The sequence below is a fragment of the Vibrio sp. CCB-PB317 genome, from assembly GCF_022808245.1.
GTDB lineage: Bacteria > Pseudomonadota > Gammaproteobacteria > Enterobacterales > Vibrionaceae > Vibrio > Vibrio diabolicus.
Window position 1 is genome coordinate 119,371 of record NZ_JALGNU010000003.1, and the last position, 24,416, is coordinate 143,786.

Sequence of the window (24,416 nt, forward strand, 5' to 3'; positions counted from 1 at the left end):
TGCGAACTCAGTCATTGGTACTAGTAAGTGTGGTACAAAATTGTAAATAAAAAGCCATCATAAGATGGCTTTAATTTCTGTCGGTATCTGGGTAGGCGATTCTATCCGAATTTGTTTGTGCCGTCCTAATTCACCTTTTTCTATGTGAACCAAACCCTTAGCGATTTTAAACTGCTTGGCTAAGAACTTAGTTAGGTGCGCATTAGCTTTGCCATCGACAGGTGGAGCAGTAATGGCGATTTTGAGCTCTTCACCATGCAAGCCAACAATTTTATCGCGGCTTGCTTTAGGTTGAATATAGAGCTTTAGGATGATGTCCTCGCCATCTTGCCAAACTGCGGCTGACATTATAACTGGAACCAAATTGGACCAATGATATCACCCATCAAGAAGTTCGCGAACTGCAAGCCGATAAACAGTACCAGTACGCTCAAATCAAGACCACCAATAGCCGGAATAATACGACGGATTGGTGCGCACATTGGCTCGGTTAATTGATGGAATACGTACTCGATAGGGCTGCGACCTTGGCTTACCCAGCTCAAAATTGCACGGATCAATAGTACCCAGAACAGCAGACCTCCAGCGGCTTTGATTAATGATAACAAGCCCAAGAACAAGAAATCAGCGCTGAAAGAGACGGAACCGTTCGAAGCTATCAGGATCAGAACGACAAATTTAAGCACACACAACACGTAGGCAAACAACACTGTTGCTAGGTCAATATTCCCCACGGAAGGGATAATGCGGCGCAGTGGACCAATGACCGGCTGAGTCGCTTTTACTATGAATTGCGAGAATGGGTTGTAGAAGTCTGCGCGTGCAGCTTGCAACCAAATTCGCAAAATTACGACCATGATGTACAGGTCAAATAGGGTTGAGATGAGAAAACTCATTGAATTCATAAGGTACCCTTAACAAGTGATGGATGATACTAAACGGAGTTCATCCAAATAATTAAAACAGTTTTTCCATTTCTTCCGCGCGAGCCACAGCAGCTTGCATGGCTTTAGCAACAATATCTGAAAGTTGATGTTCGTTGAATGTACGCAGTGCTTCAGCCGTTGTCCCACCTTTCGATGTCACGTTCTCACGCAGGGTCGATAGCTCAGTTTCTGGGTTGCTAACCACCATACTGGCCGCGCCCAATGCAGCTTGCTGAACCAATAGTCGAGCGGTGTCTTTATCAAAGCCTTGAGCAATCGCTTCTCCTTGCATCGCCTCCATAAACAGGAAGAAGTATGCCGGAGCACTGCCAGCTGCGGCAATCACATTATTGATGCCAGACTCTTGCTCAACCCAACATACTTTACCGACCGCTTCCATTAACTCTGCAGCAAAAGCTTTGTCTTGCTCAGTTACATGGGCTGGTGCGAATAAACCACTCATGCCCAACCCAAGTTGTGATGGCGTATTTGGCATAACACGAACCAAGTTCAATTTGGTGTCTAGCATATCATCCAATCGTGAACAGTTGATGCCAGCGGCAATAGAAATCACCAGTTTATTAGTGAAATCGATCGCTTGCAGTGGTTTACAAACATCCGCCATCATTTGCGGTTTCACAGACAATACCACCACATCCGCCTCGGTCGCAGCTTGGATGTTATCGCTGGTGGTACGGATGCCAAAATCTTGTTCTAGCGGAAGACGGCGTGCCTCTGAAGGAGCTGTCGCGGTAATGTTTTGCGCTGGGTATCCGTTAGCAACCAAGCCAGAAACAATGGCTCTCACCATGTTGCCAGCACCAATGAAGGCGATTTTTTTATGTTCCATTTGTCTGATTTCCATCATGATATTTAGAGTTTGTTGTGCGCTCAGGTGTATAATGGCGCCGCTGTTACTTACTGCTCCTATTGGCGAGTAAGATGATTGCGCGATTTACTCTTTAATTTAACGACGAATTTATGTCGCTAGTGAGCGTTTTGTTGATTTAGCTGTAGTCTCGCGCGCCGAAAATAGCGGTTCCAATACGAACCATTGTACTACCAGCTTCGATTGCAGCGGTCATATCACCACTCATTCCCATTGATAATGTATCGATTTCTGGGAACTGTGCTTCGAGTGTTTGCTTCAATGTGGCCAACTTCTGAAACTCATGAAGCTGTGATTCGTAGTCAGACACGTTGGCAGGAATCGACATCAACCCTCTTAAAGTGAGGTTGGGTAGGCGAGAAATCAACTCCGCCAGCTCGAATACTTCCGCTTCGGTGACACCAGACTTAGATGCTTCACCACTGGTGTTAACCTGAATCAGAACTTGTAGCGGTTTAAGTTCGCTTGGACGCTGATCATTCAGGCGTTGAGCAATCTTGGTTCGATCTATGGTGTGAACCCAATCGAAATGTTCGGCAACAAGTCGCGATTTATTCGACTGAATCGGGCCAATGAAGTGCCATTCGATTCGATTATCTGGATAATGCTCGGCAAAGTGCTGAACTTTACTGACGCCCTCTTGGACGTAGTTTTCACCAAAGGCGGTTTGTCCCGCTTGGTAGGCTTCGAGAATTGCCTCGACAGGTTTAGTTTTGCTTACCGCTAGAAGTTGCACTGACTCTGGAGTTCGACCACATTTTTGCTCGTCATATCGAATTTGAGAGGTGATATGTTCAATATTTTGTTGAATACTACTCATAGCTGTACTTTAGACTTAAGGATTTTAAATGGATATCACTGAGTTACTGGATTTTAGTGTAAAACATAATGCCTCGGATCTACATCTTTCTGCAGGTGTCCCACCAATGGTTCGTATTGATGGGGATGTGAGAAAACTAGGCATTCCAGCGTTTACACACCAAGAAGTGCATCGTTTGGTTTTCGAAATCATGAACGATGCCCAACGCAGTGAGTTCGAAGAAAAACTCGAAGTCGACTTCTCTTTTGAGTTGCATAACGTTGGTCGTTTCCGTGTCAACGCTTTCAACCAATCTCGTGGCTGTGCGGCAGTATTCCGTACCATTCCAAGTAGCATTCCAACTTTGGAAGAGCTGGAAGCTCCCGAGATCTTCAAAAAAATTGCGAACGCTGAAAAAGGCTTAGTTCTGGTTACTGGCCCAACAGGTTCTGGTAAATCGACGACCTTAGCAGCCATTGTTGACTACATTAACCGTAATCACAACAAGCACGTACTCACAATTGAAGATCCGATTGAATTTGTTCACAACAACAATAAATGTTTGATCAACCAGCGTGAAGTACACCGTGATACGCATAGTTTCCAAAACGCACTGCGCAGCGCATTACGTGAAGACCCGGATGTTATTCTGGTTGGTGAGATGCGTGACAAAGAAACCATCAGTCTTGCGTTAACGGCGGCGGAAACGGGGCACTTAGTGTTCGGCACGTTACACACTAGCTCAGCGGCAAAAACCATTGACCGTATTATCGATGTGTTCCCTGGCAGTGATAAAGACATGGTGCGCTCGATGCTTTCTGAATCCCTTCGTTCGGTTATCGCGCAAAAGTTATTGAAACGTAATGGTGGTGGCCGTATTGCATGCCATGAAATCATGATGGCAACGCCTGCGATTCGTAACTTGATCCGCGAAGACAAAGTCGCGCAGATGTATTCGATCATTCAAACTGGTGCGGCTCACGGCATGCAAACCATGGAGCAAAATGCTCGTCAGTTAATGGCACAAGGTATGGTCGCTCGTGAAGAGGTCGATAGTAAGATCGGGTTAGAAGTGCAGCAATTCTCGTAATACGTAGGTGAACACGGAAGATGGATCTAAATAAATTTCTCGAAGGCATGCTGGCGCTGAAAGCGTCGGATCTTTACATCACGGTTGGAGCGCCAATTCTATTTCGTGTGGATGGCGAATTGCGACCACAAGGTGAAAAACTCACCGAGAGTGATGTAGCGGCATTACTCGACAGTGCTATGGAGCCAGATCGGCGTCAGGAATTTCGTAAAAGTCGTGAGTCGAATTTTGCCATTGTGAGAGATTGTGGCCGCTTCCGTGTTAGTGCCTTTTTTCAACGCGAGTTACCAGGCGCAGTGATTCGTCGTATTGAAACCAATATTCCCAACTTTGAGCAATTAAAGTTACCGTTAGTGTTGCAAGATTTAGCGATAGCCAAGCGTGGTTTGGTGCTGGTGGTTGGTGCTACTGGGTCAGGTAAATCCACCACAATGGCGGCAATGACGGGCTATCGAAACAGCAACAAGACGGGACACATTTTGACGGTCGAAGATCCGATCGAATTCGTGCATGAGCACAAGCGCTGTATCGTGACTCAACGCGAAGTTGGGTTAGATACGGAAAGCTATGAAGTTGCGCTTAAAAACTCGCTGCGCCAAGCGCCAGATATGATTTTGATTGGAGAGATCCGTAGCCGTGAAACAATGGAATACGCGATGACATTCGCTGAAACAGGCCATTTGTGTATGGCAACTTTGCACGCCAACAACGCCAACCAAGCCTTAGAGCGCATTCTTCACTTGGTACCGAAAGATCAAAAAGAACAATTCTTGTTTGATTTGTCGATGAACCTAAAAGGTGTGGTTGGTCAGCAGCTGATCCGAGATAAGAATGGGCAGGGGCGTCATGGTGTGTTTGAGATCTTGCTAAATAGCCCACGAGTATCTGATTTGATCCGTCGCGGAGATTTGCATGAGTTGAAGTCAACCATGGCTCGCTCAAATGAGTTTGGTATGCTGACGTTCGATCAATCTCTTTATAAGTTGGTGATGCAAGGTAAGATCAGCGAAGAAGATGCGCTGCACAGTGCCGATTCGGCGAATGATTTGCGCTTGATGTTGAAAACACAGCGTGGCGAAGCATTCTCTACGGGCAGTCTTGCTAACGTTCAGATCGATATGGATTAAGCGTATTTAGACGAAAAAAGGTTGGCACTTGCCAACCTTTTCTTGTTTTGAGTATTGTGTTTTATTCACCCCAGAGGGCTTCAAACCAGCTTTCTAGAATCACCACCGCTGACTGGCAGTCCACATTCCCTTTCGATAGGGCTTTGTAGCCGCCCATGCTGAACAACTCCGCACGAGCTTCTGCTGTAGATAAACGCTCATCATGCAGTTCAACAGGTAAGCCGTATCGGCCTTGCAGACGCTTAGCAAATTTTCGTGCACGAGGGGTTATGGTCTCAAGGTCTTTGCCATGAAGATCAGTTGGTAAACCGACCACTAGCAAATCTGGCTGCCACTCTTTGATTTGCTTTTCGATATCGTCCCAATTTGGAATACCGTCATTGGCTTTAAAGGCTTTTAATGGGGAAGCTGTACCAGTAATTTCTTGGCCAATAGCGCTACCAATGCTTTTGGTTCCAAAGTCAAAAGCCATAATTGTGCGTGACATAAGGTGTCTCTATCTAATGTAACTGTATTTCGGACTAAGCATGTCCAGAGTCTGCTGAAAGATGACTGGGGTCGATGCCCAGCTTTTCGACCGCTTTCTTCCAACGCTCGTTGATTGGTGTATTAAAGATAATTTCAGGCGTCGCTTCAATGGTGAGCCAAGAGTTTTCGACCAGCTCATTTTCTAATTGGCCTGCACTCCAACCTGAGTAGCCAAGTGCCACTAAGTAATCACTTGGTTCTGCTTCTGTTCCTAACACCGAAAGAATATCACGTGAAGTGGTTACCGCGAGGTCATCGGTCATTTGAACGCTGGACTCGTAGTAATCTTTAGGTTTATGCAGAATAAAACCACGATCTTCCGAGATTGGGCCGCCATTGTAGACTGGTCTATCTAGGCTGGCTTCAAATAGGCGCGGGTGTACTGGCTGAACTTCCACCTGCTTGAGCATGTTGCCGACGGTGATATCAACAGGAGCATTGATCATCAACCCCATAGCGCCGTCTTCGTTGTGCTCACAAACGTAGATCACGCTGTTTTGAAAGTACGGATCTTTCATCCCAGGCATGGCAACTAAAAAGTGATTTGTGAGATTCATACTCATATTGACCCTTAACTCTCGTAAATGCCCTTAAGCAAACATCATACAGTTTACCATCTAGGTATGTGCATGAGTTTGCTTAAGTTAATGTACTACGCTCTCTATTAACTGTAATACAGTTTGAGTTATTCGCCTTTTACTCGACGCTCAATCGCATCCATCAGTTTGCCAGTGATTGAGATGTCAAAAGCCGCTTCAATTTCGCGAATACAGGTTGGGCTGGTGACGTTGATTTCCGTTAGCTTATCGCCAATTACGTCAAGGCCAACAAAAATAAGACCTTTTTCTTTTAGTGTCGGAGCGACAGTTTGAGCAATCTTAATATCGGTCTCGCTTAGTGGTCGAGCCTCACCTGTGCCACCAGCTGCAAGGTTACCGCGCGTTTCACCTTTTGCAGGAATACGAGCTAGACAGTAAGGCATTGGTTCACCATCTACGACTAAGATACGTTTGTCACCGTTGCTGATATCTGGCACGAAGGTTTGCGCCATTGCGTAGTTTTGACCGTGGTTGGTCAGTGTCTCGATGATTACAGAGACGTTAGGGTCGTTTTCTTTTACACGGAAGATAGATGCGCCGCCCATACCATCAAGCGGTTTTAGGATGACATCACCATGCTTTTCACGAAACTCTTTAATTTTCTCTGCTTTTCGCGTCACGATTGTCGTTGGTGTCAGCTCAGGGAACCACGCTGTAAACAGTTTTTCATTACAATCACGTAGACTTTGAGGTTTGTTAACGATCAGTGCACCTTGTTCTTCTGCACGCTCAAGGATGTAAGTCGCGTAGATGTATTCTGTGTCAAACGGAGGATCTTTACGCATTAGTACAGCGTCTAGATCAGACAGTTTGATCGTTTGCTCTGATTTGAACTCGTACCAACCGTTTGGATCTTCTTTTAGTTCCACCACTTTAGTATCTGCAATAGCAACGCCTTGATCGAGATGCAGATCATTCATTTCCATGTAGTGGATTTCATAGCCGCGTCGTTGCGCTTCAAGCATCATGGCAAAGCTAGAGTCTTTTTTGATGTTAATGGACGAAATTGGGTCCATCACAATGCCGAGTTTGATCATTATTTTTCTCCGTTTAACCAAGATCGCCGAAACGAACTTGTAAGGCTGTAATTGCTGTCAGAGCCGCTGTTTCGGTACGCAGAACGCGAGGGCCGAGTAGCGTTTCTTCAAATTGATATTCTCGAGTCATCTCGATCTCTTCAGACGATAAACCGCCTTCAGGGCCGATTAGTAGGCGCACTTTTTCAACCGGTGTTGGCAGTGTGTTGATTGAGTAGTTAGCACGAGGATGAAGATTGAGCTTTAAGCCATCGTACTCTTCTTTACACCACTCTTCCAAGCTCATAATTGGACGAATTTCTGGAACGACATTGCGTCCACACTGCTCACAGGCACTGATGGCGATTTTTTGCCATTGCGCGAGTTTTTTCTCAAAGCGCTTTTGGTCAAGCTTGACGCCACAACGTTCGGAAATCAGAGGTGTGATGGTATTGACGCCAAGTTCCACTGACTTTTGGATAGTGAACTCCATCTTATCGCCACGTGAAATAACTTGACCAAGGTGCAGGTCTAAAGGGGATTCAATACTGTTTTCTACACGCTCGGTAATGTTAACCAAAACCGTCTTTTTGCTGACTTCACTGATAACCGCTGGGAATTCTGCGCCGCTGCCGTCAAATAGGAGAACGTCTTGGCCTTCTTTCATGCGCAGAACACGGCCGATATGGCCTGCTGCGTCGTCACTTAAAGCAAGTGAGCCAAGTTGATGAATGGTTTCTGGATGATAAATTCGAGGGATACGCATGAGATTTCCAGCAAGAGAATAAACTTAAACCCTAACATGGATGCTTTAAACCGAAAAAACAAGGGGCAAGAAGCGTTTCAATATCAGTTATTGAAACGCTTCAAGGTAGAGGAGCACTAGAGTGCGCGACAGGCTTTTTGAACAAATGGGTTATGATTGCCTTGTACTTTGGCAATGCGCTCGTCACGCTCACATTCCCATTTATCGACTGGGTAGGTTTTGTTCCAAGCACTCATCAACTGCGTTTGCTGTTTTGATAATTTAAAGCCGTACTCTTTGCTCATGTATAGGTAGGTACGAGCAATCGAACCTCGAGCACGGTCTGGTGGCATGACTTTACGCTGCTTAAAGTTCACTTGCATCTCACAGCGACCATAACTCACGCCATCGACGCCGTTCCATTGGCTAAAGTTGTAGTTCGAACGGTCACCGTTTACTTCACCAATAGCAGGGGTTAGGTTGTGCAGGTCTGCTTCCATCAAGCGAAAGGTTTTGTCTTTTTTCTTGCAGTTTTTACGTCCGCCATCTTGCCAGCATTGACGCTGGTGGCCAAATTGCCACGCAGGTACAACGTGCTCCCATTCGATTCGTGCGGCCCGCTTTTCCTGTTTACGGACTTGGTAACCGCAAGAGGCTAAATCTGGGGAGCCTTTTTTGCCTTGCCATTGAATGTTGCAGCCACAGTAAAAGCTCGTTGGATGGTCTTGATAAATTTTTACCGCCTCACGTTTGGCGGCAGAGAATGAACTTGGTGGCGCGGCAACCGCAGTGCTAGAAAGCGCGATAAGTAACAGAGAGAATAGGTATTTCATGATTAAAGTCTTTATAAAGTATGACTTTATTCATGATAACACGCATAAAATGGCTTTAGTGATGAGTAAGTTAACAATAAGTGGCGAAGGGAAGGTTTTGATAAACTCGATCTTTATTTTGGGAACGCAAGTAACACTATGAGATATAGATTACGATAACTGAACGCCCGTGAAGTTAAGTGGTTGGCGGCATTTTTGACAAGAGTACGTCGCCTCTTTGCGCAGCACTTTATTATGACGGCGAATCGATAGAGGGTAGGTCATACAGCCACAACGATACTCAAAGGTTTTACCTTGAACGGATTTTACTTCAAAGCTGTGAGTGGTTTTGGCGGGCACTTTAAATACGGCTTCCATGACACCTTGCCATTCTTTGCCGTGAGGCCTAACTCGTCCGTAAACCTGATAAGTAATCAGGTGTGCCACCTCGTGAGGAATGACTTCATCTAAGAATGCTTGGGTGTTTTCGCGAAATAAAACGGGATTCAGGCGCACTTGATTCAATTGAAGGTAGGCTTTTCCTGCCGCTTTCCCGCGGACGTTGAAGGTGATTGTTGGAATAGGGAAAGAACGTTTGAAAGCTTGCTCTGCCATCGCGATGCAGTCCGCCATCACTTGCTTGGCTTTATAGCTTAGTTCTATATCCACAATTCACCTCGATAAATCAAATAAAAAAGCCCCCGCATTTGCGAGGGCCAGATCATAGCATCAGTTAATTATGGTGTGTGTTTTTTCTTGATGGTGGCATGGTAAGCATGCCATGTACCGTAGCCTAGAATTGGCATGGTAAACAACATTCCGATCCCGTAGGTCGCAAAGCCGATAAGAATACCGCCGCAGATGATCGCCGCCCAAACAATCATCGCTGGAATGTTGGATTTCACGGCATTAAAGCTGGTAAATACAGCGGTCATCATGTCTACGCGACGCTCCATCATGAGCGGAATAGAAAAGGCTGAAATGCTAAACACCACACAAGCCAAAACAAAGCCAACTAGAGAGCCGATGACAAGGAAGGGTAGGAACTCACTTAAAGGTGCCCCTTGAACAGAAGGGTAGAGCGCATGAAGTAGAGCGGCAATGCGCATCCAAAATATCATACACACAGCGAGTAACACGGCGAATGCCCATTGAGATGTTGAGTTACGACCGATCGCTTTCATGGAATGGAACAAGCTAGCTTTGTGTCCGCGCTCTCTCTCCCAACTGGCATCATACAAGCCGAGCGCGAGAAACGGACCGATTAACATGTAAACAATCAAACTGGGCATGACGACCAAGTGTGTGCCTTGCCACTGTACGAGCAAAACAATACCTATCGCAGCCGCCATAAAACAGATGCCATAGAAAGCACTGATGAGGGGCATTCGCACGAAATCATGCAGACCTAATGCGAGCCAATGAAAAGGTGCAGAAAGATTAACCGTATTGCACGGTATGGTTCTGGCGTATTCGTTATCTGGCACTTCCTTTCGCTTGTTGTGGAAGTCCGATGGATTAACAGTTCGAGGCATAACTCCTCCTTGATTTATTCCCACATTATCCGCTTATACCAACTGACAGCGGTTTTTGTTCAGTCAAACTTGAAGCGACTTTTTCAAGCTTACTTCTGAGCATTGGCTTAGTTTGGTATCGGCCATAAAGATGCCTGACTCGTGTCTTTATTAAGTGTTGCTGCCACATCGCCAGCATCCGACGTCTCTATTTAAATTGGAGTTAACAATATTTTAACTATTGGCGGAGATGGGATAATTTACAAATAATTGCTGAAAATTTATTCGGTATAAAAATGAGGGAGAAACAGGACTGCTTTGTGGGGCAGGGCGGTATGAGCTGAAATGGCTGGATAAACGTTGCTGAAAATAAAAAGCCCCCGCCATAGGCGAGGGCTTGATTGATTCTTGCTTGGCTTGATTATTTGATGCCAGCGAAATCACGTAGAAGTGCAGCTTTGTCTGTCGCTTCCCACGGGAATTCTTCACGACCGAAGTGACCGTAAGCGGCTGTCTTCTTGTAGATAGGTTGAAGAAGGTTAAGCATTTCTTGTAGACCGTATGGACGTAGGTCGAAGAATTGACGAACCGCTTCAATGATGATGTCGTGAGATACTTTCTCAGTACCGAACGTTTCCACCATGATAGACGTTGGATCAGCAACACCGATTGCGTAAGAAAGTTGGATCTCACAACGGTCAGCCATGCCAGCCGCTACGATGTTTTTCGCTACGTAACGTGCTGCGTATGCTGCACTACGGTCAACTTTTGATGGATCTTTACCAGAGAACGCACCGCCACCGTGACGAGCTGCGCCGCCATAAGTATCTACGATGATCTTACGACCTGTTAGACCACAGTCACCCATAGGACCACCGATTACAAAGCGACCAGTTGGGTTGATGAAGAAGTTTGTTTCTTTGTTGATCCACTCAGAAGGTAGCACTGGTTTAATGATCTCTTCCATTACCGCTTCACGCAGGTCTGAAGTTGAGATTGAATCACAGTGTTGAGTTGAAAGAACAACCGCGTCGATACCAACGATGTTACCTTGATCGTATTGGAATGTTACCTGAGATTTTGCATCAGGGCGCAACCAAGGTAGTGTGCCGTTTTTACGAACTTCTGCTTGCTTTTGAACAAGACGGTGAGAGTAAGTAATTGGCGCTGGCATTAGTACTTCAGTTTCGTTACAAGCGTAACCAAACATGATGCCTTGGTCGCCTGCACCTTGTTCTTTAGGGTCAGCTTTATCAACACCTTGGTTGATATCTGGCGACTGTTTACCGATTGTGTTTAGTACCGCACAAGAATCTGCGTCAAAGCCCATATCTGAATGTACGTAGCCGATTTCACGAACGGTTTCACGAGTTAACTCTTCGATGTCTACCCATGCTGAAGTCGTGATTTCACCACCCACCATTACCATACCGGTTTTAACGTAAGTCTCACATGCAACACGAGCCTTTGGATCTTGCTCTAGAATCGCGTCAAGAACCGCATCAGAAATCTGGTCTGCAATTTTATCTGGATGACCTTCTGATACTGACTCAGAAGTAAACAGGTGCTTAGCCATGTTAGCTCCACTATATCTGGTTTAAAACTGGGGAATGATAAACTCTCCAGCGCAAATTAATACTAATTTTTGTAGGTGTATCTACATCTAGACGTCTATTCTAAATTTGATTGCTCGAATTACAAGCTCTTTTTTGGTTTTTGTTATAACCAAACGTTTGCCTGATTTATTGATAATTTTAAGAACTTCGAACGATTTGGCGCGAAAGGTGCAATATTTGTGAGGTTTTGGACTGGAAAACGTTTGCACACCCAAGAGGGCTTTGAGAGAATTATGACCTACTTTTCGTTTCGCTTAATGTACTCAGGAGCAGACATGTCGTCTCGTAAACATCTTGCCAATGCAATTCGTGCTCTAAGCATGGATGGTGTTCAACAAGCTAACTCAGGCCACCCAGGCGCACCAATGGGTATGGCTGATATCGCCGAAGTTCTTTGGCGCTCTCACCTAAACCATAACCCATCAAACCCAGAGTGGGCCGACCGCGACCGCTTCGTGCTATCAAACGGTCACGGCTCAATGCTTATTTACTCTCTACTGCACTTAAGCGGTTATGAGCTATCTATTGACGATCTGAAAAACTTCCGTCAATTGCACTCAAAAACCCCAGGTCACCCAGAGTACGGCTACGCGCCTGGTATCGAGACAACAACGGGTCCTCTTGGCCAAGGCATCACTAATGCTATTGGTATGGCTATCGCAGAGAAAGCACTAGCGGCACAGTTCAACAAAGAAGGTCACGACATCGTTGACCACTTTACGTATGTGTTCATGGGTGACGGCTGTCTAATGGAAGGCATCTCGCACGAAGCATGCTCTCTAGCAGGTACGCTAGGTCTAGGCAAACTGATCGCGTTTTGGGATGACAATGGCATCTCTATCGATGGTCACGTTGAAGGTTGGTTCTCTGACGATACACCTAAGCGTTTCGAAGCTTACGGCTGGCACGTAATCCCAGCGGTAGACGGTCACGATCCTGAGGCAATCAACGCAGCGATTGAAGCGGCTAAAGCGGATCCTCGTCCGACTCTAATCTGTACTAAAACAATTATCGGTTTCGGTTCTCCTAACAAGTCTGGTTCGCACGACTGTCACGGTGCGCCATTAGGTCACGATGAGATTCAAGCGGCTCGCGAATACCTAGGTTGGGAGTACGGTCCATTTGAAATCCCTGCAGATGTTTACGCTGAGTGGGATGCAAAAGAAGCAGGTGCAGCGAAAGAAGCGGCTTGGAATGAAAAGTTCGAAGCATACGCAGCTGCTTACCCTGCAGAAGCAGCAGAGCTTAAACGTCGTCTAAACGGCGAACTTCCAGCAGAATGGGAAGAAAAAGCGAACCAAATCATTGCTGATCTTCAAGCAAACCCAGCGAACATTGCATCACGTAAAGCATCGCAAAATGCACTAGAAGCGTTTGGTCAAATGCTTCCTGAATTCATGGGCGGCTCTGCTGACCTAGCGCCTTCTAACCTGACCATGTGGTCTGGTTCTAAGTCTCTAGAAACGGATGACTTCTCTGGCAACTACATCCACTACGGTGTACGTGAATTCGGTATGACTGCTATCATCAACGGTATCGCATTGCACGGTGGTTTCGTTCCTTACGGTGCGACATTCCTAATGTTTATGGAATACGCGCGTAACGCAATGCGTATGGCTGCGCTGATGAAAATTCAGAACATCCAAGTGTACACGCACGATTCGATCGGTCTTGGCGAAGATGGCCCAACTCACCAACCTGTTGAGCAAATGGCATCTCTACGCGTAACGCCAAACATGAGCACATGGCGTCCATGTGACCAGGTTGAGTCTGCCGTAGCATGGAAACTAGCGATTGAACGTAAAGATGCACCAACAGCACTTATCTTCTCTCGTCAAAACTTAGCGCAACAAGATCGTACAGCTGAGCAAGTAGCGAACATCGCGAAAGGTGCATACATCCTGAAAGATTGCGAAGGCAAGCCAGAGCTAATCCTTATCGCAACAGGTTCTGAAGTTGAGCTAGCAGTAGAAGCTGCGACTCAACTAACGGCAGAAGGTAAGAAAGTACGCGTGGTTTCAATGCCATCAACGGATGCATTTGACAAGCAAGACGCTGCTTACCGTGAAGCCGTTCTACCATCAGACGTAACAGCTCGTATCGCTATCGAAGCAGGTATTGCAGACTTCTGGTACAAGTACGTTGGTTTCGACGGTCGCATCATCGGTATGACGACATTTGGTGAATCTGCACCTGCTGTTCAACTATTCGAGATGTTTGGCTTCACGACTGAAAACGTAGTGAACACAGCAAAAGAATTGCTAGCGTAACTGCTAGATTGTCTCAATAGTCTGAACGTAAAGGACGACTGTTAGATACTAAAGTTGGAAAGGCCATCATTGCGATGGCCTTTTTGTTTTTTGTCAGTTTTTCCAACCTTGTGGAATGCTTTGGTGAATACAGTCTAAAAGTACGGATAAGCGCAGTGGTGGCCTTCCTGCAGGCGTATAGCAGTTAATGGAGATGGGCTCTGAAAGCCAACCTTCTAAGCAAGGTGTGATTCGACCCGGATGATGTTTCTCGTAGCCGCTTGCTGTCCAAGTTGGCAGCAGTCCAATACCATGACCATTCGCGATGCTGTCGATCTGCATTGCGATGTTGTCGCTGTACAAGCGACTCACAAATGGCTCTAAAAAGAACTCACCGTGTTGAGGGTGTGAGAGCATCAATCCATTTTCTTGTACCGAGCCAAAATCGATCCACGGATGCGCTTCAAGCTCTTTGGGGTGCAGGATCGAACCGTGTTGTTCAAGATAAGCTGGAGAGGCAAAGGGCGTGTAACGAAATGAGCCTAATACCTCTTTGCGCCAATCGAGATCTTTACGCTCACCGAGCCAGATGAACAAATCTGGGTCATGGTGCGCTTCAGAAAAGTCACTGGTAAGTTGAACCCTAACGTCAGGATTATCGGCGAGAAAACCGTTGAGCACACCACCTAGCCAACTTCTAACTAATGCTGTGTGACAAACAATATGTAGCGGCCCTGAAACTTGGTTTGTTAAACCTTGAAGCGCGTCATAACTCTCTTCACTTAGCTCAAGAATCTGGCGACTGTAGTGGGCAAAAATTTCTCCCGCTCTTGTCAGAACTAATCGGTTACCTTGTCTTGCGGTTAGAGCCTGACCGAAATCTTCTTCTAATTGTGCTAAGCGACGACTCAGCGTTGATTTAGGCTGGTTGAGGGCCTTGGCAGCGGCGGTCAAACTCTTATGCTGATTGAGCGCATCAAAGGCTCGAATTGATGCTAAGTCGTGCATATTTCATTAACTCCTTACTGCGTTATGCACGGTTCCATAAATGGGAAGAACCGTTCCATAACTCTCACTATGCATCTCATTCTATTTGTGAATAATTCACTTTCGAAAATAATAATCATTATCAATTATGGAGATGTAGATGTCTACTCTTAGACTGCCAGTTATTACTGCAACTGGTATTTTAGCCTTCGTCAGTGTCCCTCATGTGTTTGCCAATGATGCGGTTTCTAAAATGGAAACAGTGGTTGTAACTGCATCAAGTTATGAGCAATCTCAAGCGGACGCGCCTGCAAGTATTAGTGTGATTTCGCGTGAGGAGTTGGACTCTCGTTATTACCGCGATGTGACTGATGCATTAAAAAGTGTGCCTGGTGTCGTCGTAACAGGTGGTGGTGACACTACCGATATCAGTATCCGTGGTATGGGTTCTAAATACACTTTGATACTGGTCGATGGTAAACGTCAAAGCACACGTGAAACTCGCCCAAATAGTGACGGCCCTGGTATCGAACAAGGCTGGTTACCCCCTCTTCAAGCGATTGAGCGAATTGAAGTTATCCGTGGTCCAATGTCGACGCTTTATGGCTCTGATGCGATTGGTGGTGTAATTAACGTGATCACGCGAAAAGACGCGATGGAGTGGACAGGTAATGTTCAGTTAGGCACGGTTCTGCAAGAAAACAGTCGCTCGGGCGGAGAGCAGAGCGCGAATTTCTTCGTCAATGGGCCGCTAGCCGAAAATCTATCTCTCCAAGTATACGGTCAGTATACCGCAAGAGAAGAAGACGATATTGAATACGGTTATGAAGATAAAGATATGCAAAGTATCTCTTCAAAACTGACCTACCAGATTAATGACCGCCATTCTGTGCAACTAGAGGGTGGCACATCGGCACAAAGTCGTCGCGGTAACGTTGGCCTTTCCGTACCAACGACGGGTTGCCGCAGAGGTTGTGAGGATTCACTCAACGAATATCGTCGTAATTATGTAACGCTAAGTCACAATGGCGACTGGGACTCGGTTGGCATCTCAGATACTTACTTACAACGTGAAGAGAGCGAGAACAAATCTCGCGAGATGACGATCACCAACACCACGTTCAAATCGAGCTTGGTGACTGGTATTGGAAACCATACGTTGACGACTGGTGTGGACGCCACTCATGCAGAGCTTGAGGATTTCACCTCCAACAAAGCGTCATCGAAGACCGAAACATCGAATACGCAGTGGGCTGTTTTCATTGAAGATGAGTGGAGAATCGCCGATCCGTTTAGCGTTACGCTTGGTGGTCGTCTAGATCATGACGAAAACTATGGCGCGCACTTTAGTCCGCGTGTCTATGGTGTATGGCGAGTTGACCCGTCTTGGACTGTGAAAGGTGGCGTGGCAACAGGTTTCCGTTCTCCGCAATTACGTGAAATTACTCCTGGTTGGGCGCAAGTCAGTGGCGGCGGTAATATCTACGGTAACCCAGACCTTGACCCTGAAACGTCGCTAAACAAAGAAATCAGTGTCTTGTATCAAGGTGACTCTGGTTTAGATGTCTCTTTGACTGCGTTCCATAATGAGTTCAAAGACAAGATCACACGTGTTGTTTGTCCAGATACCATCTGTACAGATGGACCAAACCAATGGGGGGCAGATCCAACGTACCGCATTAACGTGGACGAAGCGGTCACACAAGGTATTGAAGCGACCTTAGCATCGCCATTAACGGAAACCATTTACCTCAGCTCGAGCTACACATTTACCGACTCAGAGCAAAAAACAGGTGAATACAAAGGCATGCCGCTGCAACAGTTACCAAAGCATCTGTTTAATGTGGATGTAACTTGGCAAACAACAACAGATCTAGAAAGTTGGGCTAAAGTCACTTACCGAGGTAAAGAAATGGATCCGGTTACTGGCCCATCAAGAAACAGTATTGTAGAGCCTGCTTATACCTTTGTGGACGCTGGTGTGACATACCAGTTAACCGATAATACTCGTATTAAAGGCGCGATCTATAACTTGCTGGATGAGGAAATCAGTTACGAAGAATACGGATATGTCGAAGATGGTCGTCGCTACTGGTTAGGTTTAGACGTCGCATTTTAATTATTGTTGTAATAAGGCCGAGCATTGTCTCGGCCTTTTTTAATCCTGCTTTACTATGATTCAACAGGTGCGTTTTTCAGCCTGATCAGGTAGTATCTGTGACACGAAATTTTTGGTAGGGCGAAGGATAAATGCTAAAGGTTGCGATCAATGGATTTGGACGTATAGGTCGTAATGTTCTGCGAGCCGTATATGAAAGCGGAAAACATCAGCAGATCAAGGTTGTGGCGGTTAACGAATTAGCGCAGCCAGAAGCGATGGCGCACCTACTGCAATATGACACTAGTCATGGTCGCTTCGGTAAAAAAATCTCCCACGACCAAGAACACTTGCATGTTCATCATGATAGCGGCGAATATGACTCTATTCGCATTCTTCACCTCTCTGAACTCGAACTACTTCCTTGGCGTGATTTAGAAGTCGATATTGTCTTGGATTGCACTGGCGTGTTTGGTTCACAAGCCGATGGGCAAGCGCATATAGAAGCTGGCGCGAAGAAAGTGCTGTTTTCACACCCGGGCGCAAACGACATAGATAATACGATTATCTATGGTGTGAACCACGAAACTCTGAAAGACGAACACCGTGTTGTCTCCAATGGCTCTTGCACCACCAACTGTATCGTTCCCATCATTAAAGTGTTAGACGAAGCCTTCGGTATTGAGTCCGGTACCATTACCACGATTCACTCTTCCATGAACGATCAGCAAGTAATCGATGCGTACCATAACGATCTACGCCGTACCCGCGCTGCGAGCCAATCTATTATTCCGGTTGACACCAAGTTGCATAAGGGGATTGAAAGAATCTTCCCGAAATTTTCCAACAAATTCGAAGCAATTTCTGTTCGTGTCCCAACCGTTAACGTCACCGCAATGGATTTAAGTGTCACAATTAATACAAATGTGAAAGTTAATGACGTAAATCAAACCATTGTTAACGCATCTCAGTGTACATTACGTAACATTGTTGACTATACTGAATCGCCACTCGTTTCCATCGACTTTAACCACGACCCCCATAGTGCGATTGTAGATGGAAGCCAGACTAGAGTGAGTAACGGGCAACTCGTAAAAATGCTCGTTTGGTGCGACAACGAATGGGGCTTTGCTAACCGGATGCTGGATACTGCCTTAGCAATGCAAGCTTCTTCTCAAGTGGAGCAGTAATGACGAAGAAGTAATGGAGAATTTTTATTTCAAGCCTTGAAATAAATCCATGATATCTCCATATCATCTATAACCAGTTTGAAGAATTAACAGGCTTGGCAGGGTTGCCGAGTTTTCAAAAACTTTAATTATCAATATTTGAGAGGACACATCATGTCTGTAATCAAGATGACTGACCTGGATCTTGCAGGTAAACGTGTATTTATCCGTGCTGACCTAAACGTGCCAGTAAAAGACGGTAAAGTAACTTCAGATGCACGTATCATCGCATCTCTTCCAACTATTAAGCACTGCCTAGAAGCAGGCGCTAAAGTAATGGTTACGTCTCACCTAGGTCGCCCAACTGAAGGTGAATACGCAGAAGAGTTCTCTCTACAACCAGTTGTTAACTACCTAAACGACGCACTAGATTGTGAAGTTAAGCTAGCAAAAGACTACCTAGATGGCCTAGAGCTAAACGCTGGTGAACTTGTTGTTCTAGAAAACGTTCGCTTTAACAAAGGCGAAAAGAAAAACGACGAAGAGCTATCTAAGAAATACGCAGCACTATGTGACGTATTCGTAATGGATGCATTCGGTACGGCTCACCGCGCTCAAGCGTCAACTCATGGTGTTGGTATGCACGCACCTATCGCTTGTGCTGGCCCTCTTCTAGCAAACGAGCTTGAAGCGCTAGGTAAAGCAATGGACAACCCAGCTCGTCCAATGGTTGCAATCGTAGGCGGTTCAAAAGTTTCTACTAAGCTAACTGTACTTGAGTCTCTATCTAAAATCGCTGACCAACTAGTTGTTGGTGGTGGTATTGCTAACACATTTATCGCAGCTGCTGGCCACAACGTTGGTAAGTCTCTATACGAAGCGGATCTAGTAGACACTGCTAAGAAGCTAATGGATGAGTGTGCAATTCCAGTAGCAACTGACGTTGCATGTGCGAAAGCATTCGACGAAAACGCAGAAGCAGAAATTAAACACGTTTCTGAAGTACAGGACGACGACATGATCTTCGACCTTGGCCCAGATTCAACAGCTGAACTAGCAGAAATCCTTAAGAACGCGAAGACTATCCTATGGAACGGTCCAGTAGGCGTATTCGAATTCAAGAACTTCGAAGCAGGTACTAAAGGTATCTCAGAAGCTATCGCAGCATCTGAAGGCTTCTCTGTTGCAGGTGGTGGTGACACGCTAGCAGCTATCGACAAGTTCGGTATCAAAGCTGACGTTTCTTACATCTCTACAGGTGGCGGCGCTTTCCTTGAGTTCGTAGAAGGTAAAGTTCTTCCAGCAGTAGAAATGCTAGAAGCACGCGCTAAGTAATTAAAGCAAAGCGGGGGAGTGATTCTCCCGCTTTCTTGTTTGCTGCAACGTGTGAGGAACTCTGCTAGAATAGCCTCAGTTGTGAGCAAACGTTTGCAAGATTTTCAACTTAACAAGTTTTGTTTAAAAACGACAGATAAATAGGATTACATCCATGTCTAAGATCTTCGACTTCGTAAAACCAGGTGTTATCTCTGGCGATGACGTTCAGAAAGTATTTGAAGTTGCAAAAGAAAACAGCTTTGCACTTCCAGCAGTAAACTGTGTGGGTACTGACTCTGTAAACGCAGTACTTGAAGCAGCTGCAAAAGTTAAAGCTCCAGTTATCGTTCAATTCTCTAACGGTGGCGCTGCTTTCTTTGCTGGTAAAGGTCTAAAACTTGAAGGTCAAGAAGCTCAAATCCTAGGTGCTGTTGCTGGTGCGAAATACGTTCACGCTGTAGCTGAAGCTTACGGTGTTCCAGTAATCCTACACACTGACCACGCTGCTAAGAAACTACTTCCTTGGATCGACGGTCTACTAGACGCTGGTGAAGAGTACTTCGCGCAAACTGGTAAGCCTCTGTTCTCTTCTCACATGATCGACCTTTCTGAAGAGTCTCTAGAAGAGAACATCGAGATTTCTGCTAAGTATCTAGAGCGCATGGCTAAAATGAACATGACTCTAGAAATCGAACTAGGTTGTACTGGTGGTGAAGAAGACGGCGTTGACAACTCTGATATGGATGCGTCTGAGCTATACACTTCTCCAGAAGACGTTGCATACGCATACGAGAAACTAAGCGCAATCAGCCACCGTTTCACTATCGCAGCATCTTTCGGTAACGTACACGGCGTATACAAGCCAGGTAACGTTGTACTAACTCCAACTATCCTACGTGATTCTCAAGCGCACGTTTCTGAGAAATTCGGTCTTCCAGCGAACTCTCTAAACTTCGTATTCCACGGCGGTTCAGGTTCTTCTCTAGAAGAAATCCGTGAATCTATCGGCTACGGTGTTATCAAAATGAACATCGATACTGATACACAGTGGGCTACTTGGGATGGTATCCGTAAGTTCGAAGCTGAAAACCACGATTACCTACAAGGTCAGATCGGTAACCCAACTGGTGAAGATGCACCAAACAAGAAGTACTACGATCCACGCGTATGGCTACGTGCTGGTCAAGCTTCAATGGTAGCTCGTCTAGAGCAAGCATTTGCTGACCTAAACGCAGTTGACGTACTTTAATCGTTACTGATTAAGTTACTTAAAAACCCGCTTTTTGAGCGGGTTTTTTTATGTCTCTCATTTTGCCCCTATGTTTCTTTCCCTGTTTTCCTATTGATATCTTTATGCGTCAGGTTGTATTTTCTGGTGGGATGTTCCCCCTTTAACGTTTTTAAATAAAAACATAGGAATATCAGTCATAGGAGTGGCGAAATAAGAGTGCATTGCGTAACCTGTAACAAGCCAATATCAGAAAACTCTGATAAAGTCTTGTTTTGCATATCTTTGCGAAACTCTGACTTTGAAAAAAGTCAAAGTTGGGATATTGTGCCAAAAATCTGACACTGTTCAGTGGGGCAATAGGGATGTTGTTTTAGAAAAGAGCCTTTAAAAAACAAGGTTCATAAATTAACGGCAATTGGATTTATATATCTTTATTTTTGAGGATAAGAATTATGGCAGGTGAATCGGTGGGTATCGATACCACTTTAACGGATGGTCTAACTCAGGCTGAAACTTGGCTGACAAACAACTCAGATCTACTGGTTCAGTACGGTGTGAACATTATCTCTGCGCTGCTTATTCTGTTTATCGGTAATATTATCGTTAAAGCAGTCGCTGGTAGTGTTTCTAAAGTACTAGAAAAGAAAAACATGGATAAGGCTGTCGTTGAATTTATTCACGGTCTTGTTCGTTACTTGCTATTTGTAATCGTACTTATCGCCGCTCTTGGTCGATTAGGCGTTCAAACCGCTTCAGTCGTGGCTGTAATCGGTGCGGCAGGTCTTGCTGTTGGTCTTGCGCTACAAGGTTCACTATCAAACTTTGCAGCTGGTGTACTCATTGTTGCGTTCCGTCCATTCAAATCTGGCGACTACGTAGAAATTGGCGGTGTAGCGGGTAGTGTTGAAGCAATTCAAATCTTCCAAACTGTTCTAAAAACACCAGACAACAAGATGGTTGTTGTGCCTAACTCGTCAGTAATCGGTGGTGCAATTACTAACTACTCTCGTCATGCAACGCGACGTGTCGACTTAGTGATTGGTGTGTCATACAAAGCGGATCTTAAACTAACGAAGAAAGTAATTCGCGAGACGCTAGAAAAAGATCCGCGTATCTTGAAAGATCCTGATATCACAATCGGTGTACTTACACTGGCAGACTCTTCAGTAAACTTTGTGGTTCGCCCATGGGTGAAAACTGCAGATTACTGGGGCGTATACTTTGATGCAATGCAAGGTATTAAAGAAGCACTGGATGAAAATGGTATCGAAATTCCATTCCCACAAATGGATGTTCATCTGAACAAAATCGACGCTTAATACAAGCGGTAGATATTCGAAAGCGAGGCCAATTGGCCTCGCTTTTTTATATCTCATAAAGAATGTGATTACCGGCAAGCAATAGACGTTTTAGGTGTTTACCGGCAAAGCCAAAGGTGAATTCAGGCAACCCTGGCGTATAGAGCAACTCTTCGTGTTGATACAGGGTTGTATCAACAATGAGCGTGACATATTCAGGTAAGCCAATCGGACATACCGCTCCAGGCAAACAACCTAACACTTCGACCATTTCACCGTCGTCACAAATTGAGGGGCGTTTACCTGTGACGGCCTTTATTTGTTTGGCATCGAGGCGAGAGTCTTTTTCTGTTAGATAAATTGCGTAGCCTTGTCCTTTAAGTTTTAAGAAGAGGCTTTTGGTGTGCGTGCCTGTCCATCCAAGCTCGGACGCAACTCTTATATCCGTGTCAAAGTCTAAGGTGGCTTCATGCTGCCATTCCCGAAAAGGAATAGAGAGCGCGTTGAGTCGCTCTCTATTGATATCATAGATACGCTTTAGTGACTCCATGTCTTTGTTGTCCTGTTGATTACCAGTACTTTTCAATAAGTTCACTAGCTAAAATATACGCTATCGTGAACATCATTACTGCGACCGCGATGTCGATGCCTTTTTTCACTCTTGGCTTTGATAGGGTAGGACCTAGTTTTGCGGCTCCTATTGACAAGGTATAGAACCAAACAAAGGAAGCCATCATCGTACCTAGTGCAAAAGCAATTCGGTCATGGCCTTCAAACTGCCCACCAATAGAGCCCAAAATAACGACTGTATCTAAATACAAGTGGGGGTTAAGTACCGTTACGGCTAACGCGCCTAAAATGACCGTTCGACGACCACGTGCGACGACTTCACCTTTTGATTCTGACTCCCTGTCTGACTTAAACGCGCTCTTAAGTGACAGTAATCCATAAAAGCTCAGGAAGGCAATACCACCAAGGGTCACCGATGTTAGTAAGATTTCGTTTTGAGACAGAATCGCACCACCACCAAAGATACCTAGAGAAATGAAGATCATATCTAGGATGCTACAAATAGTGGCAGTCGTCAGGTGATGATTGCGCTTTATGCCTTGATTTAAGACATACGCATTTTGTGCGCCGATCGGAATGATCATTGATGCCCCTAAACCAAACCCTTGCAATAGAACCCACAAGCTCACACTTCACCTCACTTCAAGATAACCAATAAATGCTCAGAAGGGTGAAAGATAAAGAGTTTATCTAAATAAGTATAATTAATGATTTTAATATTATATTAGCTAAGCTAATTTAAGGGTTGATGTTTTATCAGGAGAGGAAGAGCAGGATGAGAGGGTTGGACTATAAATGGATTGAGGCATTAGATGCCGTGGTTTATCAGGGGAGCTTTGAGCGTGCAGCCGAACATTTATTTGTCTCGCAATCAGCGATTTCTCAACGTATTAAACAATTAGAGAAGTTTCTCGCACAACCCGTTTTGGTTCGTAGTCAACCACCCAAGCCAACGCCGATTGGTAAAAAGTTATTAGGCCTTTATCGTCGAGTGCGCTTACTCGAGCATGAAATTCTGCCCGAAATCAAGAATGATACCAGTACTCGACCTGTACAACTCTCTTTGGCGACCAATGCTGATAGCCTTGCTACTTGGCTACTGCCTGCACTGCAAGATGTCATGAAGCAGCGTCAGGTTGAACTCAAACTCACTATCTATGGTGAATCTCGTTCCATCGAAAAGCTAAAAAGTGGCGAAGTGACGGGGGCGATCAGCTTAGAATCCCAGCCGATACCTGGCTGTAGAGCGGATTACTTGGGACGTGTTGATTACGTTTGTGTCGCGAGTCCGGAGTTTTATCAGCGTTACTTTGCTCAAGGCGTCAATAACCAGACTTTGGCCAAGGCGCCGGCCGTTTCGTATGATCAATATGATGACCTACATAAAACCTTTCTTACCGAGCATTTCAATGTCAGCCCTGATAGCGTCATTCACCATAACATCAGCAGCTCTGAAGCGTTTCTAAAAGTGGCGTTAGCTGGTGTAGCCTATTGCTTAATCCCTCGTTTGCAAATTACCGACGAGCTAGAGCGTGGCGCGTTGGTTGATGTTACTCCCGGTTTTTTAATGTCCCATCGGATTTATTGGCATCATTGGCAACTGGAAACGGGGGTTCTACAAGAAATCTCACACGCGATAGTCGGGTATGCTCAGCGACACTTACCTCAATAAGTTCATTGTCGCAGCGATGGGTTCATTGCCGATAGAGTGTTTCGTTGAAAAATTACGCCAATGTTACATAGTCAAAGTTGTGTTAGAAGTCATTCTGAGTGCTTGGATAATCGACAGAAGTTTCTATTATGAAACCATACACTTTCTCAGTAGTGATAGTTTTG

At 45.4% G+C, this 24,416-nt stretch carries 24 protein-coding genes; 9 read left to right on the plus strand and 15 right to left on the minus strand.

Translation table 11 applies throughout. The features are described from left to right. Positions 1–57: 57 nt before the first annotated feature. The 4 genes from yggU to MTR11_RS17775 form a co-directional block, all read right to left on the minus strand. Complete coding sequence (gene yggU, locus MTR11_RS17760; protein WP_005393980.1) at positions 58–348, minus strand: DUF167 family protein YggU; 291 nt, start codon at positions 346–348, stop codon at positions 58–60. Further along, positions 348–905, minus strand: a complete 558-nt coding sequence (locus MTR11_RS17765; protein WP_012841393.1) for a YggT family protein — start codon at positions 903–905, stop codon at positions 348–350. Before MTR11_RS17765 ends, yggU begins: the two co-directional genes overlap by 1 nt. A gap of 52 nt (positions 906–957) precedes the next feature. After that, complete coding sequence (proC, locus tag MTR11_RS17770; RefSeq protein WP_243328149.1) at positions 958–1,776, minus strand: pyrroline-5-carboxylate reductase; 819 nt, start codon at positions 1,774–1,776, stop codon at positions 958–960. Positions 1,777–1,933: 157 nt separating this feature from the next. Then, positions 1,934–2,635: a YggS family pyridoxal phosphate-dependent enzyme gene (locus MTR11_RS17775; protein WP_054575409.1), complete on the minus strand. Its 702-nt coding sequence runs from the start codon at positions 2,633–2,635 to the stop codon at positions 1,934–1,936. A 28-nt stretch (positions 2,636–2,663) separates the two neighbouring features. Between MTR11_RS17775 and MTR11_RS17780 the strand changes: the two genes are divergently transcribed. Both MTR11_RS17780 and MTR11_RS17785 read left to right on the plus strand, forming a co-directional pair. Continuing rightward, positions 2,664–3,704 carry a type IV pilus twitching motility protein PilT gene (locus MTR11_RS17780; RefSeq protein ID WP_005381015.1) on the plus strand — a complete coding sequence of 347 codons (1,041 nt, stop codon included), beginning with the start codon at positions 2,664–2,666 and terminating at the stop codon, positions 3,702–3,704. Between the two features lie 20 nt (positions 3,705–3,724). Then, the gene (locus MTR11_RS17785) at positions 3,725–4,831 is read left to right on the plus strand and encodes a PilT/PilU family type 4a pilus ATPase (RefSeq protein WP_243328150.1); all 1,107 of its coding nucleotides are present in this window, start codon (positions 3,725–3,727) and stop codon (positions 4,829–4,831) included. A 61-nt stretch (positions 4,832–4,892) separates the two neighbouring features. Here the strand turns inward: MTR11_RS17785 and ruvX are convergent, their stop codons facing one another. The 8 genes from ruvX to metK form a co-directional block, all read right to left on the minus strand. Continuing rightward, positions 4,893–5,318 carry a Holliday junction resolvase RuvX gene (gene ruvX, locus MTR11_RS17790; protein ID WP_005381017.1) on the minus strand — a complete coding sequence of 142 codons (426 nt, stop codon included), beginning with the start codon at positions 5,316–5,318 and terminating at the stop codon, positions 4,893–4,895. A gap of 34 nt (positions 5,319–5,352) precedes the next feature. Further along, positions 5,353–5,916 (minus strand): YqgE/AlgH family protein, encoded by a 564-nt coding sequence (locus MTR11_RS17795; RefSeq protein WP_005393973.1) that lies wholly within the window; start codon positions 5,914–5,916, stop codon positions 5,353–5,355. 128 nt (positions 5,917–6,044) lie between these two features. Then, positions 6,045–6,995: a glutathione synthase gene (gshB, locus tag MTR11_RS17800; RefSeq protein ID WP_048626011.1), complete on the minus strand. Its 951-nt coding sequence runs from the start codon at positions 6,993–6,995 to the stop codon at positions 6,045–6,047. Positions 6,996–7,008: 13 nt separating this feature from the next. Beyond that, on the minus strand, positions 7,009–7,740 hold the full coding sequence (rsmE, locus tag MTR11_RS17805) for a 16S rRNA (uracil(1498)-N(3))-methyltransferase (RefSeq protein WP_005393970.1): 732 nt from the start codon (positions 7,738–7,740) through the stop codon (positions 7,009–7,011). Positions 7,741–7,856: 116 nt separating this feature from the next. Further along, positions 7,857–8,552, minus strand: coding sequence for a deoxyribonuclease I (gene endA, locus MTR11_RS17810; protein ID WP_005393967.1), 696 nt, complete (start codon positions 8,550–8,552; stop codon positions 7,857–7,859). 150 nt (positions 8,553–8,702) lie between these two features. Continuing rightward, on the minus strand, positions 8,703–9,200 hold the full coding sequence (locus tag MTR11_RS17815; RefSeq protein WP_048626010.1) for a SprT family zinc-dependent metalloprotease: 498 nt from the start codon (positions 9,198–9,200) through the stop codon (positions 8,703–8,705). Between the two features lie 68 nt (positions 9,201–9,268). Continuing rightward, entirely contained in the window at positions 9,269–10,066 is a 798-nt protein-coding gene (locus MTR11_RS17820) for a DUF2189 domain-containing protein (protein WP_005381026.1), read from the minus strand. 400 nt (positions 10,067–10,466) lie between these two features. After that, positions 10,467–11,621, minus strand: a complete 1,155-nt coding sequence (gene metK / locus MTR11_RS17825) for a methionine adenosyltransferase (protein WP_005381027.1) — start codon at positions 11,619–11,621, stop codon at positions 10,467–10,469. 315 nt (positions 11,622–11,936) lie between these two features. Between metK and tkt the strand changes: the two genes are divergently transcribed. Next, positions 11,937–13,931 carry a transketolase gene (gene tkt / locus MTR11_RS17830; RefSeq protein WP_243328151.1) on the plus strand — a complete coding sequence of 665 codons (1,995 nt, stop codon included), beginning with the start codon at positions 11,937–11,939 and terminating at the stop codon, positions 13,929–13,931. Between the two features lie 93 nt (positions 13,932–14,024). On the opposite strand, the gene MTR11_RS17835 is transcribed toward tkt, so the two are convergent. Next, complete coding sequence (locus tag MTR11_RS17835) at positions 14,025–14,918, minus strand: LysR family transcriptional regulator (RefSeq protein WP_170892839.1); 894 nt, start codon at positions 14,916–14,918, stop codon at positions 14,025–14,027. A 139-nt stretch (positions 14,919–15,057) separates the two neighbouring features. On the opposite strand from MTR11_RS17835, the gene MTR11_RS17840 reads away from it, so the two are divergent. The 5 genes from MTR11_RS17840 (at position 15,058) to mscS (ending at position 22,031) form a co-directional block, all read left to right on the plus strand. Next, the gene (locus tag MTR11_RS17840; protein WP_005393952.1) at positions 15,058–17,016 is read left to right on the plus strand and encodes a ligand-gated channel protein; all 1,959 of its coding nucleotides are present in this window, start codon (positions 15,058–15,060) and stop codon (positions 17,014–17,016) included. Positions 17,017–17,147: 131 nt separating this feature from the next. After that, positions 17,148–18,185, plus strand: coding sequence for an erythrose-4-phosphate dehydrogenase (gene epd / locus MTR11_RS17845; protein ID WP_006743084.1), 1,038 nt, complete (start codon positions 17,148–17,150; stop codon positions 18,183–18,185). 153 nt (positions 18,186–18,338) lie between these two features. Beyond that, positions 18,339–19,499: a phosphoglycerate kinase gene (locus MTR11_RS17850; protein ID WP_005393948.1), complete on the plus strand. Its 1,161-nt coding sequence runs from the start codon at positions 18,339–18,341 to the stop codon at positions 19,497–19,499. 154 nt (positions 19,500–19,653) lie between these two features. Next, positions 19,654–20,730 carry a class II fructose-bisphosphate aldolase gene (fbaA, locus tag MTR11_RS17855; RefSeq protein ID WP_005393947.1) on the plus strand — a complete coding sequence of 359 codons (1,077 nt, stop codon included), beginning with the start codon at positions 19,654–19,656 and terminating at the stop codon, positions 20,728–20,730. 434 nt (positions 20,731–21,164) lie between these two features. Further along, positions 21,165–22,031: a small-conductance mechanosensitive channel MscS gene (gene mscS, locus MTR11_RS17860; RefSeq protein ID WP_005393946.1), complete on the plus strand. Its 867-nt coding sequence runs from the start codon at positions 21,165–21,167 to the stop codon at positions 22,029–22,031. 46 nt (positions 22,032–22,077) lie between these two features. Here the strand turns inward: mscS and MTR11_RS17865 are convergent, their stop codons facing one another. Next, positions 22,078–22,560 (minus strand): YbaK/EbsC family protein, encoded by a 483-nt coding sequence (locus tag MTR11_RS17865; RefSeq protein ID WP_243328152.1) that lies wholly within the window; start codon positions 22,558–22,560, stop codon positions 22,078–22,080. 19 nt (positions 22,561–22,579) lie between these two features. Beyond that, complete coding sequence (locus tag MTR11_RS17870; protein WP_243328153.1) at positions 22,580–23,209, minus strand: LysE/ArgO family amino acid transporter; 630 nt, start codon at positions 23,207–23,209, stop codon at positions 22,580–22,582. 146 nt (positions 23,210–23,355) lie between these two features. Between MTR11_RS17870 and MTR11_RS17875 the strand changes: the two genes are divergently transcribed. Next, positions 23,356–24,252 (plus strand): LysR family transcriptional regulator ArgP, encoded by an 897-nt coding sequence (locus MTR11_RS17875; protein ID WP_053807735.1) that lies wholly within the window; start codon positions 23,356–23,358, stop codon positions 24,250–24,252. Positions 24,253–24,416: the final 164 nt, after the last annotated feature.

Bases quoted from the DNA above. Each gene is read 5' to 3' on its own strand.
- yggU (WP_005393980.1), bottom strand. From the start codon at position 348: ATGTCAGCCGCAGTTTGGCAAGATGGCGAGGACATCATCCTAAAGCTC.
- MTR11_RS17765 (WP_012841393.1), bottom strand. From the start codon at position 905: ATGAATTCAATGAGTTTTCTCATCTCAACCCTATTTGACCTGTACATC.
- proC (WP_243328149.1), bottom strand. From the start codon at position 1,776: ATGGAACATAAAAAAATCGCCTTCATTGGTGCTGGCAACATGGTGAGA.
- MTR11_RS17775 (WP_054575409.1), bottom strand. From the start codon at position 2,635: ATGAGTAGTATTCAACAAAATATTGAACATATCACCTCTCAAATTCGA.
- MTR11_RS17780 (WP_005381015.1), top strand. From the start codon at position 2,664: ATGGATATCACTGAGTTACTGGATTTTAGTGTAAAACATAATGCCTCG.
- MTR11_RS17785 (WP_243328150.1), top strand. From the start codon at position 3,725: ATGGATCTAAATAAATTTCTCGAAGGCATGCTGGCGCTGAAAGCGTCG.
- ruvX (WP_005381017.1), bottom strand. From the start codon at position 5,318: ATGTCACGCACAATTATGGCTTTTGACTTTGGAACCAAAAGCATTGGT.
- MTR11_RS17795 (WP_005393973.1), bottom strand. From the start codon at position 5,916: ATGAATCTCACAAATCACTTTTTAGTTGCCATGCCTGGGATGAAAGAT.
- gshB (WP_048626011.1), bottom strand. From the start codon at position 6,995: ATGATCAAACTCGGCATTGTGATGGACCCAATTTCGTCCATTAACATC.
- rsmE (WP_005393970.1), bottom strand. From the start codon at position 7,740: ATGCGTATCCCTCGAATTTATCATCCAGAAACCATTCATCAACTTGGC.
- endA (WP_005393967.1), bottom strand. From the start codon at position 8,552: ATGAAATACCTATTCTCTCTGTTACTTATCGCGCTTTCTAGCACTGCG.
- MTR11_RS17820 (WP_005381026.1), bottom strand. From the start codon at position 10,066: ATGCCTCGAACTGTTAATCCATCGGACTTCCACAACAAGCGAAAGGAA.
- metK (WP_005381027.1), bottom strand. From the start codon at position 11,621: ATGGCTAAGCACCTGTTTACTTCTGAGTCAGTATCAGAAGGTCATCCA.
- tkt (WP_243328151.1), top strand. From the start codon at position 11,937: ATGTCGTCTCGTAAACATCTTGCCAATGCAATTCGTGCTCTAAGCATG.
- MTR11_RS17835 (WP_170892839.1), bottom strand. From the start codon at position 14,918: ATGCACGACTTAGCATCAATTCGAGCCTTTGATGCGCTCAATCAGCAT.
- MTR11_RS17840 (WP_005393952.1), top strand. From the start codon at position 15,058: ATGTCTACTCTTAGACTGCCAGTTATTACTGCAACTGGTATTTTAGCC.
- epd (WP_006743084.1), top strand. From the start codon at position 17,148: ATGCTAAAGGTTGCGATCAATGGATTTGGACGTATAGGTCGTAATGTT.
- MTR11_RS17850 (WP_005393948.1), top strand. From the start codon at position 18,339: ATGTCTGTAATCAAGATGACTGACCTGGATCTTGCAGGTAAACGTGTA.
- fbaA (WP_005393947.1), top strand. From the start codon at position 19,654: ATGTCTAAGATCTTCGACTTCGTAAAACCAGGTGTTATCTCTGGCGAT.
- mscS (WP_005393946.1), top strand. From the start codon at position 21,165: ATGGCAGGTGAATCGGTGGGTATCGATACCACTTTAACGGATGGTCTA.
- MTR11_RS17865 (WP_243328152.1), bottom strand. From the start codon at position 22,560: ATGGAGTCACTAAAGCGTATCTATGATATCAATAGAGAGCGACTCAAC.
- MTR11_RS17875 (WP_053807735.1), top strand. From the start codon at position 23,356: ATGAGAGGGTTGGACTATAAATGGATTGAGGCATTAGATGCCGTGGTT.